Genomic DNA, 15,355 nt, shown 5'->3' with positions numbered 1-15,355 from the left:
CTCCGGCTCACCTGCAACCTCCGTAAAACAGCTTGTGCGGGCCGAGACTCAGCTCGGCCCGCACAAGTTGGGGTTTACCTTCAGTGTCCGAGGGGGGACTTGAACCCCCACGCCCGATAAAGGGCACTAGCACCTCAAGCTAGCGCGTCTGCCATTCCGCCACCCGGACAAGGTGTTGGTCGTGCGGGAATCACCCCGCGGCGACAGAGGAAACATTACCAGGCTTCCGGAGGCTCCCGATCACGGGCCGGCGGGGTGTGAACCCCGTGTGACGGGCCGGTCCCGGCCTTGGGGAGGGGCGGTCGGAGAGGGAGGATGAGAGGGAGAAGCAGCAGTGAACCCGGGAGGCAGCAGCGTGAGTGAGTCGGATACGGCCAGGAGCATCACCGGTGAGGACGAGGTCGTCGACCTCTGCCGCGAGCTGATCCAGATCGACACCAGCAATTACGGCGACCACTCGGGCCCGGGCGAGCGCAGGGCCGCCGAGTACGTCGCCGAGAAGCTCGCCGAGGTGGGGCTCGAACCGCAGATCTTCGAGTCGCACAAGGGCCGAGCCTCCACGGTGGTACGGATCGAGGGCGAGGACCGATCCAGGCCCGGGCTGCTCATCCACGGCCACACCGACGTCGTACCCGCCAACGCCTCGGACTGGACCCACCACCCCTTCTCCGGCGAGATCGCGGACGGCTGTGTGTGGGGCCGCGGCGCCGTCGACATGAAGGACATGGACGCGATGACCCTCGCGGTCGTACGCGACCGGCTGCGCAGCGGACGCAAGCCGCCCCGTGACCTCGTGCTGGCCTTCCTGGCCGACGAGGAGGCCGGCGGCAAGTTCGGCGCGAAGCACCTCGTCGACAAGCACCCGGACCTCTTCGAGGGCGTGACCGAGGGGATCGGCGAGGTCGGCGGGTTCTCCTTCACGGTCAACGAGAAGCTGCGGCTGTATCTCGTCGAGACCGCCCAGAAGGGCATGCACTGGATGAAGCTGACCGTGGACGGCACCGCCGGACACGGTTCGATGATCCACCGGGACAACGCCATCACCGAACTCTCCGAAGCCGTCGGGCGGCTCGGCCGGCACAAGTTCCCGGTCCGCGTCACCAAGACGCTGCGGCACTTCCTCGACGAACTCGGCGACGCGCTCGGCACCGAACTCGACCCGGAGAACATGGACGAGACGCTCGCCAGGCTCGGCGGCATCGCCAAGCTCATCGGAGCCTCGCTGCAGAACACCGCCAACCCGACCCAGCTGGGCGCCGGTTACAAGGTCAACGTGATCCCGGGCCAGGCCACCGCACATGTCGACGGCCGCTATCTGCCGGGCTACGAGGAGGAGTTCCTCGCCGACCTGGACCGGATCCTCGGCCCGAACGTGAAGCGTGAGGACGTGCACGCCGACAAGGCGCTGGAGACCACCTTCGACGGGGCCATCGTCGACGCCATGCAGACCGCGCTGTCCGCCGAGGACCCGATCGCGCGAGCCGTGCCCTACATGCTGTCGGCCGGCACCGACGCCAAGTCCTTCGACGACCTCGGCATCCGCTGCTTCGGCTTCGCCCCGCTGAAGCTGCCGCCGGAGCTGGACTTCGCGGGCATGTTCCACGGTGTCGACGAGCGGGTGCCGGTCGATGCCCTGAAGTTCGGCGTGCGCGTACTCGACCGCTTCATCGAGGCGTCCTGAACGAGGAATCGTGAGCAAGGCGCCCTGAACAACGATGTGTCCTGAATTAACACGCTGAAACGAAACTCCAATAATCGCCTGCGCGTGCGGAGTTGACTGAGACGGGTGAATGGGCTCATAGGCTCGTAGCTCTATTACTCCCTCCTCGTTACAGGTGGTGCGACCCGTGACCAGGTTCGCATCGCCAACAAGGAGGAATAATGATCAAGAAGATCGTCGCTGCTGCGGCTGCCACCGGTGGCCTCGTTCTCGCTGGTGCGGGAGTTGCGGCTGCCGACGCGGGTGCCCAGGGTGCTGCCGTGCACTCGCCCGGCGTGCTGTCGGGCAACGTCGTTCAGGTGCCGATCCACGCGCAGACGAACGTGTGCGGCAACACGGTCTCCGTGATCGGGCTGCTGAACCCCGCCTTCGGCAACACCTGCATCAACAAGTGACGTTGCGCTTCACCCCATGAGGGTCTGAGTCCGCGGCCCCGGAGTGCGCGCCACGCGTTCCGGGGCCGCCGACTTTCCGCATTCCGCGTACGTGCACTGGGCGCGTGCGCATTCCTGAAGCAACAAGGCAGGGAAAAGCTATGCGACAGGTCACCCGCAAGGGCCTGATGACCGTGGCGGCAGCCACCGGCGTCCTGGCCGTCACCGGCGGCTACGCACACGCCGACTCCGGGGCGGACGGCTCCGCCTCCGACTCCTCGGGCGTGCTCTCGGGGAACTCCGTTCAGGCGCCGGTCAACGTGCCGGTCAACGTCTGCGGCAACACCGTGAACGTGGTCGGGCTGCTCAACCCGGCGGTGGGCAACAGCTGTGCCAACGAGGGCGGCGGTTCCGACAACTCGTCCGACGACAACTCGTCCGGCGGCGGCTCGCAGGCCGGCGGACACACCAGTGACTCACCCGGCATCGGCTCCGGCAACCATGTGCAGGTCCCGGTGGACGTACCGGTCAACGTCTGCGGCAACGGCGTCAACGTCGGCGGTATCGGCAACGAGGCCGCGGGCAACGACTGCGGCAACACCGAGGGCGGTCACGAGACGACGCCTCCTGGCAACGAGACGCCTCCGGGTGACCCGGAGCAGCCGTCCGCGGACAAGGAACAGGTGGACGCTTCGACGCCGAACAACCCGGACACCCGGGCCGGCGCACAGCCCCAGGGCTCCGCGCAGCTCGCGGCGACCGGCAGCGAGCTGCCGGTCGGCCTCGCGCTCCCGGTGGGCGCGGGCGCGCTGCTGGTGGGCGCCGTGCTCTACCGCAAGGCACGGGCCGCGGCGTAACCAGGCGCGGAAGGCACCGACCACCTGCTGAAACTTGAGCGGGCCCCGCGACCGCGGGGCCCGCTCAAGTTTCAGCCACTCAGTGTCACCACGTGGCACGCACCTGGCGGATGATCCGCCGGCGCAACCGCACCCTGCGGCTGCCGTCGGGGTGCAGGCTGAGGCGGTCCAGCTCCCAGTGTCCGTACTCCGCATGGTCCGTCAGCAGGCGCGTCGTTTCCTTGCGGGAGACCCCGCGCGGCACGTACACGTCGACAAATTCGTATTCCGGCATCGCATCTATTGTGCGGGCAGAGGCCCGGTACGGATAGCGTCTGCACTATGTCTGATGCTGCGCAGCCCACCGCTGCCGAGGTACGCGCCGCCGCCGAGGCGATCAAGGCTGCGCTCGACCGCCATCTTGCGGCGGTCGAGCGCAGGTCGGGTGAGGACGACCCGGCCGTCTACGAGGCGTTCAACGAGCTGGCTTCGGCCGCCGAGGAGTACGACGAGCTCCTCTACGACCGCTATGACGAGGTCACGCCCTTCGAAATCCCCGGTACGGAAGACACACTGCCGCCCTACATCGGGCCCGAGGAGCCGAACGCGCTGAGCGTGCTGATCCGCCGCGACTACGCCGTCGTGGAGCCGCAGCGGCTGCTGGCGCAGGCCCAGCGGGTGGAGGCCGTGGAGGAGTCGGGAGCGGCGGCCGCGGGCTTCGACGCGGCGGCCGGCACCGTGCACGGTGCGCTGGGCGTTCTGTTCGGCGAGTTCGAGCCGGACGAGATCGCTTCCCGGCACAAGGAGTTCGGCCTGGAGGAGGGCGACTCCACGCTGTGGGTCACCGCCGCGGACGAACCGGCCGACCCCGGCGAATGGCTGGACGCCCCCTTCGAGCAGGCCGACCCCCAGCGGATCGTCTGCCGCTTCGACGTCAGCGCGGTCTTCGACGAGGAGACCGACGACGACCTGGACGAGAGCAGCGAGAACGGCCTCGCTCCGTCCCTCGGCCGGGGCCTGGACGACGACGAGGACTTGGAACCACTGGACGCGGATCGCTTGGACGCGGATCGCTGAGGGCAGGCTGGGCGGGTGGCGGTCACGGGCTTGTGGGCCCGGTGACCGCCACCGGTGTTTTGAGGGCCCCCGCCGGTGGTCCATGCGGTGCCGGCGGCCCTGTGGGCGCCGCGGTCAGTAGCGCCAGTGCGGGGATCAGCCGGCCGTCGGGACCTGGGTCTTGAGCAGGGTGGGCAGGCGCGTGGTGCGGGGCTTGGCGGGGATCTCCGCCACCGCGTGGGGCAGGGCCTGTTCCACGCCCTGGACCACGGAGAGGTGGCGTTCGGCGCGGCCGAAGGCCGTGTAGATCCAGGGTCTGGTCAGAGTCTGGGCGGCGTCGCCGGGCAGGACCACGATCGCGGCGGGCCAGCGCCGGCCGACCGCCTGGTGCGCGGTGAGCGCCCAGCCGTGGCGTACGGACTGCTCGACCCGCTCCTTCGGTACGACCATGGGGACGCCCGCGCACTCCAGGTGCAGCCCCTCGGCGTCGGCCTTCACCACGTGACCGGGCACCGTACGCCCCGGAGCGGGCGCGTAGGCGATCCGGTCGCCGGGGTCGAAGCCGCCGAAGCGGCCCGAGCCCGGGTTGAGCCGCTCCTTCAGCGCGGCGTTCAGCACCCGGGTGCCCGCCGCGCCGCCGTGGCCCGGCGTGATCACCTGGGTCTGCTCTGCCGGGATCCCGAACGCCCGCGGCACCGAGTCCGCGACCAGCTGCACGGTGCGGTGCACCGCCTCGCCGGCGTCGCGCACCGGGACGATCACCACCTCCTTGCCGGGGGCCTCCACCTGGTTCAACTCGCCCACGCCGATGCCCGAGACCAGCTCGCCGATCGGGCCGGGGTCCGGGGTCCGCGAGGCGATCTGCGGGCACACCCGCGCCGCGAGCAGATCGGCGAAGACCCGCCCGGGCCCCGCCGACCACAGCACACCGGGGTCACCGCTCAACACCAGCCGCACCCCGTCGGGCAGCGACTCGGCCAGCATCGCCGCGCTCTCCACGTCCAGCTGGGGCGCGTCGAGCACGACCAGCAGATCGGTCCGCAGCATGCCGTCCGCGTCACGACCCGGTCCCTCGGCCCCGGACAGCAGACCCGCGACAGTGGCCACGGTTTCGTGGGGCTCGGCTGCCGGCTCCTGCTGCTTGTGCTGCTCCTGCTGCTCGGCTCGCGCGAGCAGTGCTGCGAACCGTTGCCGTCCGTCCACGCTGTGCGTGGCCGCGCACACCCGCAGCCCGAGCGCCCGGGCAGCGGCGACCAAAGCTGCTGGTTCCGCCCGGGACGCCTCGCCGCCGGTGTGGAGCACGAGGCCGTGGCCCGCGACGGCGCGGATCAGTTCGGCGGCGGAGCCGGTCGCGGCGGACTCCCAGTCGTCGGCCGAACCGCCCTCCTTGGGCAGCGAGTTGACCACGCGCGCGAGCCCGTCGGCGAGGCTCTCCTCGGCGAGCGCGTACCGCTCCAGGCCGACGAGGACGCGTACCGGCCGCTCCTGCTCACCCGCCTCACCCTCCTCGGCCTCTTCGCCGGACTGCCGAGGCGCCACGGGTGCGCTCGGCTCGTCCAGCGGGTCCTGGAACACCAGCGCGTCACCCTCGGCGATGGCGCTCTGCACGGCGGCGTCCGGATCCGGCACGGCGCGCTGCGCCAGCGCGGTGCTGAGCGTCGAAGCTTCCAGTGCGGTGTGCCCGACCAGGGCGGCCTGTTCCAGGAGCCATACGGTGACCGCCCGGCCCCGTCGCTCGTCGCCGGGCCCGCACTTCGCGCCGAGCAGCGCCCGCGCGAACCCGTCCGCCTGCTCCGGCCGCACCCCCGCCACGCGCAGCAACTGCCAGGGATCCTCGCGCAGTTGTCCGTCCGCTCCCTCTCCGAGGGCCGCGGTGACCTGGGGTGCGAGCGCTTCGGGGGCGCCGCCCTCGAGGAGTACGGCCCGTACGGCATCGACGGCCTCGGCCGGCACCGGTGCGGCGGCGGACGAGGTCACGGGCTGCGGCCGTCGCACCGGCTCGGGCGCCACCCTGCGCGGCGCCGACTCCGCCGCACTGAAGACGCTCCCCCCGGGCTTCTCCCCGCTCTCCACCGCACGAACGGCCGCGAGCAGATCGGCTGCCGTCCCGCTCAGCTTCTTCCCGCTCTCGACAGCCTTCTTCTCGGCCTTCCGCCGCTCGATCCGCTCCCGCAACTCCCGCTGCGCGGCCAACTCGGCCTCGGCTTCGGACAATTCACCGTCCGCGCCGGATTCCCCCGCAGCGCCCGAGGGGCTCTCCTCAGCGTCCCCACCGTCGGTCACGGTGCCGCCTTCACCGGCCGCGCTGCCGGCGGCAGCGCGGCCCTCGACGTCCTCCCGGCCGGCCGCGGCGACGGCCGGGTCGGCGGCGAGCGCCGACCCCTCGCCGGAGGCACCCTTCTCGGCTCCGGGTCCCCCGGCCCCGGAGCCCGAGTCGGCCCCCGGGCCGGCGGTCGGCGTCCCCGGCTCGGCTTCCTCCGTGGCAGCGGGCTCCGTGCCGGCGGGATCCGTGGTCACAGCGTGCTCCAGTGGTGATCGGGATAGCGGTGCACGGGCGCTGACACGTCGTCGAGCGCTCGGCAGATCTCGTCAGGAAGACTAAGGGTCTCCACTGACAACGCGGCCGTGAGCTGCAGTGCGTTACGCGCGCCGATGATGGGGGCGGCGACGCCGGGCCGGTCGCGCACCCACGCGAGGGCCACCTGGAGCGGTGTCACCGCGAGCCCGTCCGCGGCGGTCGTGACCGCCTCCACGATGCTGCTCGCCGCCTCGTCCAGATACGGCGCGACGAACGGGGCCAGATGCTCCGACGCACCCCGGGAGTCCGCGGGCGTACCGCTGCGGTACTTGCCCGTCAGCACGCCCCGGCCCAGGGGCGAGGACGGGAGCAGCCCGATGCCCAGGTCCATGGCCGCGGGCAGCACCTCGCGTTCGACGCCGCGTTGCAGCAGGGAGTACTCCATCTGCGTACTGGACAGCCGGGTCCGTATCCCGGGCGCCGCGAGCTGCCAGGTCGCCGCCTTGGCGAGCTGCCAGCCACAGAAGTTGGACACCCCGGCATACCGGGCGCGACCGCTGCTGACCGCGATGTCGAGGGCCTGGAGAGTCTCCTCCAGCGGCGTCTCCGGATCGAAGGCGTGGACCTGCCAAAGATCCACATAGTCCGTGCCGAGCCGTGCCAGCGAAGCGTCGAGCGCGGAGAGCAGATGCCCGCGCGAACCGTCGAAACGCCGGTCGGGATCCGGCACGCTCCCGGCCTTCGTCGAGATCACCAGGTCCCGGCGTGGCACCAGCCCCTCCATGAGCTGCCCGAGCAGATACTCGGCCTCCCCGTCGCCGTACACGTCCGCCGTGTCGACGAGGGTCCCGCCCGCCTCCCAGAACGCCTTCAACAGGTCCGCGGCGTCGTGCTCGTCGGTGTCCCGGCCCCAGGTGAGGGTGCCGAGTCCGATCCGGGACACACGCAGGCCGGTACGGCCGAGATGCCTCTGCTCCATGTGGGCTGAGATTACTGGCCCGAACTCAGTGCGGGGGGACCCTGTGGACAACCAGGATCACCCGAGCCCGAAGCCGTCCCCGCCCGGGCTCCCTGCCGCCGGGCCCGAGGGCGCGCTAGGGTGCCGCACAAGGGACGTTACTGATCAGTAAGGGGATCGGCCATGCAGCTCGGGATCAACCTCGGCTACTGGGGCGCCGGAATGGACGCCGACAATCTCACCGTGGCCAAGGAGGCCGACCGCCTGGGCTACGCGGTCTGCTGGGCCGCCGAGGCGTACGGCTCGGACGCGGCCACCGTGCTCACCTGGGTCGCCGCACAGACCGAGCGCATCGACGTCGGCTCGGCCATCTTCCAGATCCCGGCCCGCCAGCCCGCGATGACCGCGATGACCGCCGCGACGCTCGACTCGCTCTCCGGTGGCCGCTTCCGCCTCGGCCTCGGCGTCTCCGGACCGCAGGTCTCCGAGGGCTGGTACGGCGTCAAGTTCGACAAGCCGCTGGCCCGCACCCGCGAGTACGTCGAGATCATCCGCAAGGCGATGACCCGCGAGCGCCTGTCGTACGAGGGTGAGCACTGGACGCTGCCGCTGCCGGACGGGCCGGGCAAGCCCATCAAGCTGACCGTGCACCCGCAGCGCGAGCACATCCCGCTCTACATCGCGGCGATCGGCCCCAAGAACCTGGAGCAGACCGGCGAGATCGCCGACGGCGCCTTGCTGATCTTCCCCTCTGCCGAGCACCTGGAGGAGACCACGCTGCGGCACCTGCGCGCGGGCCGCGAGAAGGCCGGCCTGACGATGGACGGCTTCGACGTCTGCCCGACGCTGCCGATCGCCCTCGGCGACGACAAGGGCGTGGCCACGCTCGCCGACAACTTCCGCCCCTACACCGCGCTGTACGTCGGCGGCATGGGCAGCCGCAAGCAGAACTTCTACAACCAGCTCGCCCAGCGCATGGGCTACGAGAAGGAAGCCGCCGAGATCCAGGACAAGTACCTGTCCGGCGACAAGGAGGGCGCCGCAGCCGCCGTACCGCACGACCTGATCGACAAGACGACCCTGCTGGGCTCGGTCGACCGGATCGCGGACCGGATGAAGTCCTACGCCGAAGCCGGAGTCACCACCCTCACCCTCGCTCCCGCGGGCTTCACACTCGACGAGCGCCTCGCCTCGCTCCGCGCCGGCACGGAGGCCCTCGAACGCGCCGGACTGTGACACCGGACGACCGCGGTAGGTTTCCGCGGCCGTGGTGGGGGCTCGGGGGTCTTCCCCGCCACGGCCGTCACGGGGAACAACGCGCCGACAGCCCCCGTGGTTACGCGTCGCAGAGGCCTCCGGCGTCCATCGTTCGGCGGATTTGTCCGACACAGGTGTTGCCGCACCCCTGACAGCGCCTTTGACTCGTTCTTTGCGGAGTTCTGGGAGTTCTGCAGAGAAGGGGCAGTGATGCTTTCGGCCAAGAGTCTGTTCCAGGAGATCCTCGACAACGACGAGTCGTTCCAGCTCTTCTGTTCCATCGCCGTCAGCGGGGAGTCACAAGGGGGCTGGGAGAACGCGCGCATCGCGGCTCTCGTACCGGACAGTGAGCGCGCGCTCGCACCCAAGATCACCCGCCATGGCGTCGACGAGGACAAACACGGGCGCATCTTCAACGCCCTCATGAAGAAGCGTGGCCTGGAACCCGTCGAGGTCCCGCCTGCCACCGACTACACCATGCTCCTGGAGAACAACGGCATCGGCCTCGCCCACGAGAAGCTCAAGGGCGATCAGGCGCTCACCGTCCAGGACATCGTCACCTACCTCGCGCACAGCAGAGTCACCGAGCAGCGCGCCTCCGAGGAGATGGAGCTCCTCCGCAAGCACTTCGCCGACCATCCCGACCTCGGCCGAGCCGTCAAGATGATCTCCAACGACGAGGACAACCACCTCGCGTACTGCCACGAGGAACTGCTGCGCTTCGCGGCGGCGGGCCACGGCCGGATGATCCAGCGCATCCTGCGCGAGTGCGCGCTCGCCGAGATCCGCATCTACCGGGACGTCAGCCTCGCCGTGATGGCCAACATGGGGCGCATCCTCGGCTGGTCGAAGGCCAAGGCCGGCGTCCTCGCCGCGGGCATCCACGCCGTCTACCTGTACGAGCGGCTCGGCGGCTGGCGCCGCATGGTCTCCCTGAAGATGCCCGAGCGCCGCGACGCCCTGGGCGGGCCGGCTTCGGCGGCACCCGAGTTCGCCTGACGGCATGAGCCACGCGCGCGTGCCGCTCGTACCCGACAGGGGTACGGGGCACGCGCGCGTGGAGCCCGATCAGTGACACCGCGGAACTCCTGTGCCTCCCGAACCGGGGCACATCCCGGCGGCGGCTTACGCTGGGCCGCATGCCCACGTTGATCCTTGTCCGGCACGGACGTTCCACCGCCAACACCGCGGGACTGCTCGCCGGGTGGACGCCCGGCGTCTCCCTCGACGAGCGCGGCGCCGAACAGGCCGCCGAGCTGCCCGGGCGGCTCGGCGGGCTGCCGATATCCGAGGTCGTCACCAGCCCCCTGGAGCGCTGCCAGGAAACCCTGCGACCCCTGCTCGACGCCCGGCCCGAACTGCGCGCGCACACCGACGAGCGCATCGGGGAGTGCCACTACGGCGACTGGTCAGGCCGCAAGCTCGCCGAGCTGATGGACGAGCCGCTGATGGAGGTCGTACAGGCGCATCCGTCCGCCGCCGCGTTCCCGGGCGGCGAGTCGATGCGGGCGATGCAGACCCGGGCCGCCGAAGCCGTACGCGAGTGGAACGCGCGCGTGGAGCGCGATCACGGTGCCGACGCCGTGTACCTCATGTGCTCCCACGGCGACATCATCAAGTCCCTCGTCGCGGACGCACTGGGGCTTCATCTGGACCTCTTCCAGCGGATTTCCGTAGAACCATGTTCCATCACCGCGATCCGCTACACACGGCTGCGGCCGTTTCTCGTACGCCTCGGGGACACCGGCGATTTCGCCTCCCTCGCACCGCGTGAGGAGCCCCCGGGCGGTGACGCCACGGTGGGTGGCAGTGCGGGCGCACCGTGATCGTCAGCCGCAGTAGGGTGAAGCGGTCGAAGCAGCGCAGCAGTTGTCAGCAGCAGACGCAGTCGATGGCAGAAGCACTCGATCCAATGGAGACAGGACGTGTCCCGTCAGGTGTTCCTCTACGACCCACCGGACCGTTTCGTGGCCGGTACGGTCGGGCTGCCCGGGCGCCGTACCTTCTTCCTGCAGGCCACCGCCGGGCCCCGGGTGACCAGCGTGGCTCTGGAGAAGACGCAGGTGGCGGCGCTCGCCGAGCGGATGGACGAGCTTCTCGACGAGGTCGTACGCCGTACGGGAGGCAGCGCTGCCGTCCCGGCGGTGGCCCCGACGGAGGTCTCCGACACCGCACCTCTGGAGACTCCCGTGGAGGAGGAGTTCCGGGTCGGCACCATGGCGCTGGCCTGGGACGGTGACGAGCAGCGCATGATCGTCGAGGCGCAGGCCCTCGTCGAGTTGGACGCCGACTCCGAGGAGGACCTCGCCGCCGCCGAGGAAAGGCTCCTGCAGGACGAGGAGAACGGCCCGCCGATGCTCCGGGTCCGCCTCACCGGTGCACAGGCCAGGGCCTTCGCCAAGCGCGCCCTGGACGTCGTCAACGCGGGCCGGCCGCCCTGCCCGCTGTGCAGTCTCCCGCTCGATCCGGAAGGACACGTATGTCCGCGCCAGAACGGATACCGCCGCGAGGCGTGACGACCACGGCCGAGCTGCTCGCCGAGGGCGAGCTGACGGTGCGCGGCCAGGTGCGTGAGGCCTCCAACGCGGTCCTCCTGTGTGATGTGACGTACGAGGACCGCACCGAGCCCTGCGTCTACAAGCCGGTCGCCGGCGAGCGCCCGCTGTGGGACTTCCCCGACGGGACCCTCGCCCAGCGGGAGGTCGCCGCGTACGAGGTGTCCGAGGCGACCGGCTGGGGGCTCGTCCCCGCCACCGTGCTGCGCGACGGGCCGTACGGCGAGGGCATGTGCCAACAGTGGATCGAGCCGGTGCCCGGTGCCGAGCTGCTCGCGCTGGTCGACGGCGAGGAGTCCGGCGAGGGCTGGAAGGCCATCGGGTTCGCCGAGGTGGGTGAGGGGCGTACGGCGCTGCTCGTGCACGCCGACGACGAGCGGCTGCGCAGGCTCGCCGTACTCGACGCCGTGATCAACAACGCCGACCGCAAGGGCGGGCATCTGCTGCCCACCGGTGAGGGGCGGCTGTACGGCATCGACCACGGGGTGACCTTCAACACCGAGAACAAGCTGCGCACCCTGCTGTGGGGGTGGGCGGGGGAGAAGCTCACCCCTGAGGCCGTCGACGTTCTCGGAGGACTCAAGGACGCCCTGGACGGGGCGCTGGGCCTGCGGCTGGCCGAACTCATCACGCAGGCCGAACTGGACGCCACACGTGCGCGTGTCGCCGATCTGCTCACCACAGGACGGCACCCGGAGCCCTCGGGGGAGTGGCCCGCGATCCCGTGGCCGCCCGTGTAGTACGGCCGGCACGGCGAGGCATACGGCAGCCGCGTATGCAAGAGGGCCTTCCCGGCCACCGGGCCCGATGCGGTTCGTATACGGAAGATGCGTCCGGTTAGGCTCAAGACATGTATGCCTGGCCCGCTTCTGAGGTCCCCGCCCTGCCTGGACAGGGCCGCGGCCTCCGGATCCACGACACCGCGACCGGGGGTCTGATCACCCTCGATCCCGGACCCGTCGCCCGTATCTACGTCTGCGGCATCACCCCGTACGACGCGACCCACCTCGGTCACGCGGCGACCTACAACGCGTTCGACCTCGTTCAGCGCGTGTGGCTCGACACCAAGCGGCAGGTTCACTACGTCCAGAACGTGACGGACGTCGACGATCCGCTTCTCGAGCGCGCCGCCCGGGACGACGTCGACTGGGTGGCGCTCGCCGAGAAGGAGACCGCCCTCTTCCGCGAGGACATGACCGCCCTGCGGATGCTGCCCCCGAAGCAGTACATCGGCGCCGTCGAGGCGATACCCGGGATCGTCCCGCTCGTCGAGCGGCTGCGCGACGCCGGAGCCGCGTACGAACTCGAGGGCGACGTCTACTTCTCCGTGGAGGCGGACCCGCACTTCGGGAAAGTGTCCAACCTCGACGCTGCCGCGATGCGGCTGCTGTCCGCCGAGCGCGGCGGTGACCCGGAGCGTCCGGGCAAGAAGAACCCGCTCGACCCGATGCTGTGGATGGCCGCCCGGGAGGGCGAGCCCAGCTGGGACGGCGCATCGCTCGGCCGGGGCCGGCCCGGCTGGCACATCGAGTGCGTCGCGATCGCCCTCGACCACCTGGGCATGGGCTTCGACGTCCAGGGCGGCGGCTCCGATCTCGCCTTCCCGCACCACGAGATGGGCGCCTCCCACGCGCAGGCGCTGACCGGGGAGTTCCCGTTCGCGCAGGCGTATGTGCATGCGGGCATGGTCGCGCTCGACGGCGAGAAGATGTCGAAGTCCAAGGGCAACCTGGTCTTCGTGTCGAAGCTGCGGCGTGACGGAGTCGACCCGGCGGCCATCCGGCTCGCCCTGCTCTCGCACCACTACCGGGCCGACTGGGAGTGGACCGACCAGGTCCTCGAGGACGCCCTCGCGCGTCTCGACCGCTGGCGGGCCGCCGTGTCGCGGCCCGACGGACCGCCCGCCGACGCGCTCATCGAGGAGATCCGCGAGGCCCTCGCGAACGACCTGGACGCGCCCGCCGCGCTCACGGCCGTTGACCGCTGGGCCGCCCTCCAGCAGGAACAGGGCGGCAGCGACGAGGGCGCCCCCGGTGTCGTATCGCGTGCCGTGGACGCGCTCCTAGGGGTGGCCCTGTAAGGCTGCCGAGCAGGTTCAGAAGCAACCGAGGGCGGTGCGTCGCGTACGCACCGCCCTTGTGGTTCCGCTCCTACGGTTCAGTCCTCCGACGAGTCGTCAGCCGAGCCCTCGTCATCGGCCCCCGGGCGCTGCGGCTTCGAAGGCCGGGGACGGCCGCCCGGGTTGTCCCGGAGGAACGGGGCGGGGTCGCCGCTCTCCGTCGCATGACCGCCGGCCTGGCCCGCCGCCGGGCCGCTGCCGTCCCGCCGCCGCAGATAGCGCTCGAACTCGCGGGCGATCGCGTCGCCCGAGGCCTCGGGAAGCTCGGCGGTGTCCCGGGCCTCCTCCAGCGACTGCACGTACTCGGCGACCTCGCTGTCCTCCGCGGCCAGCTGGTCCACGCCCAGCTGCCAGGCCCGCGCGTCCTCGGGCAGCTCGCCCAGCGGGATACGCAGGTCGATGAGGTCCTCCAGACGGTTGAGGAGGGCCAGCGTCGCCTTCGGGTTCGGCGGCTGCGAGACGTAGTGCGGCACGGCCGCCCACAAGGAGACCGCCGGTACGCCCGCGTGTGTGCACGCCTCCTGGAGGATGCCGACGATGCCCGTCGGCCCCTCGTACTTGGTCTCCTCAAGGTCCATGGTGCGGGCCAGGTCCGCGTCGGACGTGACACTGCTGACCGGGACCGGACGCGTGTGCGGGGTGTCGCCGAGCAGGGCGCCCATGATCACCACCAGCTCCACGCCCAGCTCATGGGCGAAGCCCAGGATCTCGTTGCAGAACGAGCGCCAGCGCATGGACGGTTCGATGCCGCGGACCAGGACCAGGTCGCGCGGCTTCTCGCCGCCGACCCGGACCACCGACAACCTTGTCGTCGGCCAGGTGATCTTGCGTACGCCGCCGTCCAGCCACACCGTGGGCCGGTTGACCTGGAAGTCGTAGTAGTCCTCGGCGTCGAGCGCCGCGAAGACCTCGCCCTTCCACTCCCTGTCGAGATGCGCGACCGCGGTGGAGGCGGCGTCGCCGGCGTCGTTCCAGCCCTCGAACGCGGCCACCATGACCGGGTCGACCAGCTCGGGAACCCCCTCGAGCTCGATCACCCAGCGCCTCCTTCCGACGTGCCCTCACGTACGCCCCAACCTTACGGCGTGCGTACGGGGCGCCCGCAGCCCCCTTGCATGGGGGAGTGAACGCATCACTGCCCCGTTCGCCACCCCGGAACACCCCCAAGTCATCCGAGCTGTAATGGACGGTTCATCACAGGGTGCTGCGCAGCCACTGCTCCACACTCGCGATGTGCACCGTCGCCCAGGAGCGGGCCGCCTCCGCGTCGCGGTCGCGCAGGGCCGCGAGGATCGCGCGGTGCTCGTGCAGGGTGCGGCTGACCGCGTCCTCCTGGGTCAGCCCGCGCCAGATGCGGGCTCGGGTGGTGGGTCCGGAGAGACCGTCGAGGAGCGAGCAGAGCACGGAGTTGCCGGAGCTCTGCACGATGCCGCGGTGGAACTCCAGGTCGCAGGCGACGAGTTCCTCCACCGAGGGCTGCGCGCCCAGCGCGTCCAGCTGGGCCGTGAGCGCGTCGAGTTGCTGCTCGCTGATGCGCAGGGCGGCCATCGAGGTCGCGGCCGGCTCCAGGATGCGGCGTACGGCCAGGAACTCCAGGACCGTGTCGTCGCGGTGGAAGTCGACGACGAAGCTCAGCGCCTCCAGGAGGAGTTGCGGGTCCAGGCTGGTGACGTAGGTGCCGTCGCCCTGCCGTACGTCCAGGATGCGGATCAGGGACAGCGCCCGTACGGCCTCCCGAAGGGAGTTGCGGGACAGGCCCAGGTCGGCGGCGAGCTCGCTCTCCTTGGGCAGCCGGTCGCCGGGGCGCAGCGCGCCGGAGACGATCATTCCCTTGATCTTTTCGATCGCCTCATCGGTGACTGCCATGGCGGGCCTCCCTGTCGATCAGATATGTCGCTCAGACATCCGATGTCTCATTATGGGGCTTCGACGGCCCAGGTGAGGCCCGTGCGGGACGATCAA

Annotated in this window: 15 protein-coding genes and 1 tRNA gene; 10 read left to right on the top strand and 6 right to left on the bottom strand. The window is 70.7% G+C overall.

Going from position 1 to position 15,355, the window contains the following annotated elements; all coding sequences use genetic code 11:
- Positions 1–84: 84 nt before the first annotated feature.
- A tRNA-Leu gene (locus tag ACYVO6_RS01745) sits at positions 85–169 on the bottom strand.
- A gap of 186 nt (positions 170–355) precedes the next feature.
- On the opposite strand from ACYVO6_RS01745, the gene ACYVO6_RS01740 reads away from it, so the two are divergent.
- The 3 genes from ACYVO6_RS01740 (at position 356) to ACYVO6_RS01730 (ending at position 2,951) form a co-directional block, all read left to right on the top strand.
- The gene (locus ACYVO6_RS01740) at positions 356–1,681 is read left to right on the top strand and encodes a M20/M25/M40 family metallo-hydrolase (RefSeq protein ID WP_461056581.1); all 1,326 of its coding nucleotides are present in this window, start codon (positions 356–358) and stop codon (positions 1,679–1,681) included.
- Between the two features lie 200 nt (positions 1,682–1,881).
- Positions 1,882–2,115: a chaplin ChpH gene (gene chpH, locus ACYVO6_RS01735; RefSeq protein ID WP_461056580.1), complete on the top strand. Its 234-nt coding sequence runs from the start codon at positions 1,882–1,884 to the stop codon at positions 2,113–2,115.
- 140 nt (positions 2,116–2,255) lie between these two features.
- Positions 2,256–2,951, top strand: coding sequence for a chaplin (locus ACYVO6_RS01730; protein WP_461056579.1), 696 nt, complete (start codon positions 2,256–2,258; stop codon positions 2,949–2,951).
- Positions 2,952–3,036: 85 nt separating this feature from the next.
- On the opposite strand, the gene ACYVO6_RS01725 is transcribed toward ACYVO6_RS01730, so the two are convergent.
- The gene (locus tag ACYVO6_RS01725) at positions 3,037–3,225 is read right to left on the bottom strand and encodes a DUF5703 family protein (protein WP_033323315.1); all 189 of its coding nucleotides are present in this window, start codon (positions 3,223–3,225) and stop codon (positions 3,037–3,039) included.
- A 47-nt stretch (positions 3,226–3,272) separates the two neighbouring features.
- Between ACYVO6_RS01725 and ACYVO6_RS01720 the strand changes: the two genes are divergently transcribed.
- Positions 3,273–4,007, top strand: coding sequence for a hypothetical protein (locus ACYVO6_RS01720; protein WP_461056578.1), 735 nt, complete (start codon positions 3,273–3,275; stop codon positions 4,005–4,007).
- A gap of 135 nt (positions 4,008–4,142) precedes the next feature.
- Here ACYVO6_RS01720 and ACYVO6_RS01715 read toward each other — a convergent pair whose 3' ends face one another.
- On the bottom strand, positions 4,143–6,503 hold the full coding sequence (locus ACYVO6_RS01715) for a helix-hairpin-helix domain-containing protein (protein ID WP_461056577.1): 2,361 nt from the start codon (positions 6,501–6,503) through the stop codon (positions 4,143–4,145).
- Positions 6,500–7,483, bottom strand: a complete 984-nt coding sequence (locus ACYVO6_RS01710) for an aldo/keto reductase (RefSeq protein ID WP_461056576.1) — start codon at positions 7,481–7,483, stop codon at positions 6,500–6,502. Before ACYVO6_RS01710 ends, ACYVO6_RS01715 begins: the two co-directional genes overlap by 4 nt.
- Positions 7,484–7,645: 162 nt before the next feature.
- Here ACYVO6_RS01710 and ACYVO6_RS01705 point away from each other — a divergent pair, with 162 nt between their 5' ends.
- The 6 genes from ACYVO6_RS01705 (at position 7,646) to mshC (ending at position 13,354) form a co-directional block, all read left to right on the top strand.
- Positions 7,646–8,698, top strand: coding sequence for an LLM class F420-dependent oxidoreductase (locus ACYVO6_RS01705; RefSeq protein ID WP_461056575.1), 1,053 nt, complete (start codon positions 7,646–7,648; stop codon positions 8,696–8,698).
- 231 nt (positions 8,699–8,929) lie between these two features.
- Positions 8,930–9,718: a ferritin-like domain-containing protein gene (locus ACYVO6_RS01700; RefSeq protein ID WP_461056574.1), complete on the top strand. Its 789-nt coding sequence runs from the start codon at positions 8,930–8,932 to the stop codon at positions 9,716–9,718.
- Between the two features lie 140 nt (positions 9,719–9,858).
- Positions 9,859–10,545, top strand: a complete 687-nt coding sequence (locus tag ACYVO6_RS01695) for a histidine phosphatase family protein (RefSeq protein WP_461056573.1) — start codon at positions 9,859–9,861, stop codon at positions 10,543–10,545.
- Between the two features lie 99 nt (positions 10,546–10,644).
- A complete protein-coding gene (locus ACYVO6_RS01690; protein ID WP_461056572.1) occupies positions 10,645–11,235 on the top strand; it encodes a DUF3090 domain-containing protein in 591 nt (196 codons plus the stop codon).
- Positions 11,199–12,014, top strand: coding sequence for an SCO1664 family protein (locus ACYVO6_RS01685; protein ID WP_461056571.1), 816 nt, complete (start codon positions 11,199–11,201; stop codon positions 12,012–12,014). The genes ACYVO6_RS01690 and ACYVO6_RS01685 overlap by 37 nt, the downstream gene beginning before the upstream one ends.
- A gap of 110 nt (positions 12,015–12,124) precedes the next feature.
- Complete coding sequence (gene mshC, locus ACYVO6_RS01680; protein ID WP_461056570.1) at positions 12,125–13,354, top strand: cysteine--1-D-myo-inosityl 2-amino-2-deoxy-alpha-D-glucopyranoside ligase; 1,230 nt, start codon at positions 12,125–12,127, stop codon at positions 13,352–13,354.
- A 77-nt stretch (positions 13,355–13,431) separates the two neighbouring features.
- On the opposite strand, the gene ACYVO6_RS01675 is transcribed toward mshC, so the two are convergent.
- Both ACYVO6_RS01675 and ACYVO6_RS01670 read right to left on the bottom strand, forming a co-directional pair.
- Positions 13,432–14,430: a PAC2 family protein gene (locus tag ACYVO6_RS01675; protein WP_461056569.1), complete on the bottom strand. Its 999-nt coding sequence runs from the start codon at positions 14,428–14,430 to the stop codon at positions 13,432–13,434.
- A gap of 157 nt (positions 14,431–14,587) precedes the next feature.
- A complete protein-coding gene (locus ACYVO6_RS01670; protein WP_461056568.1) occupies positions 14,588–15,259 on the bottom strand; it encodes a FadR/GntR family transcriptional regulator in 672 nt (223 codons plus the stop codon).
- Between the last annotated feature and the right edge of the window lie 96 nt (positions 15,260–15,355).

This window comes from Streptomyces pseudoechinosporeus (genome assembly GCF_054783935.1).
The sequence above is the reverse complement of the archived record's forward strand: the minus strand, read 5'-3'. Positions and strand labels throughout refer to the sequence as shown.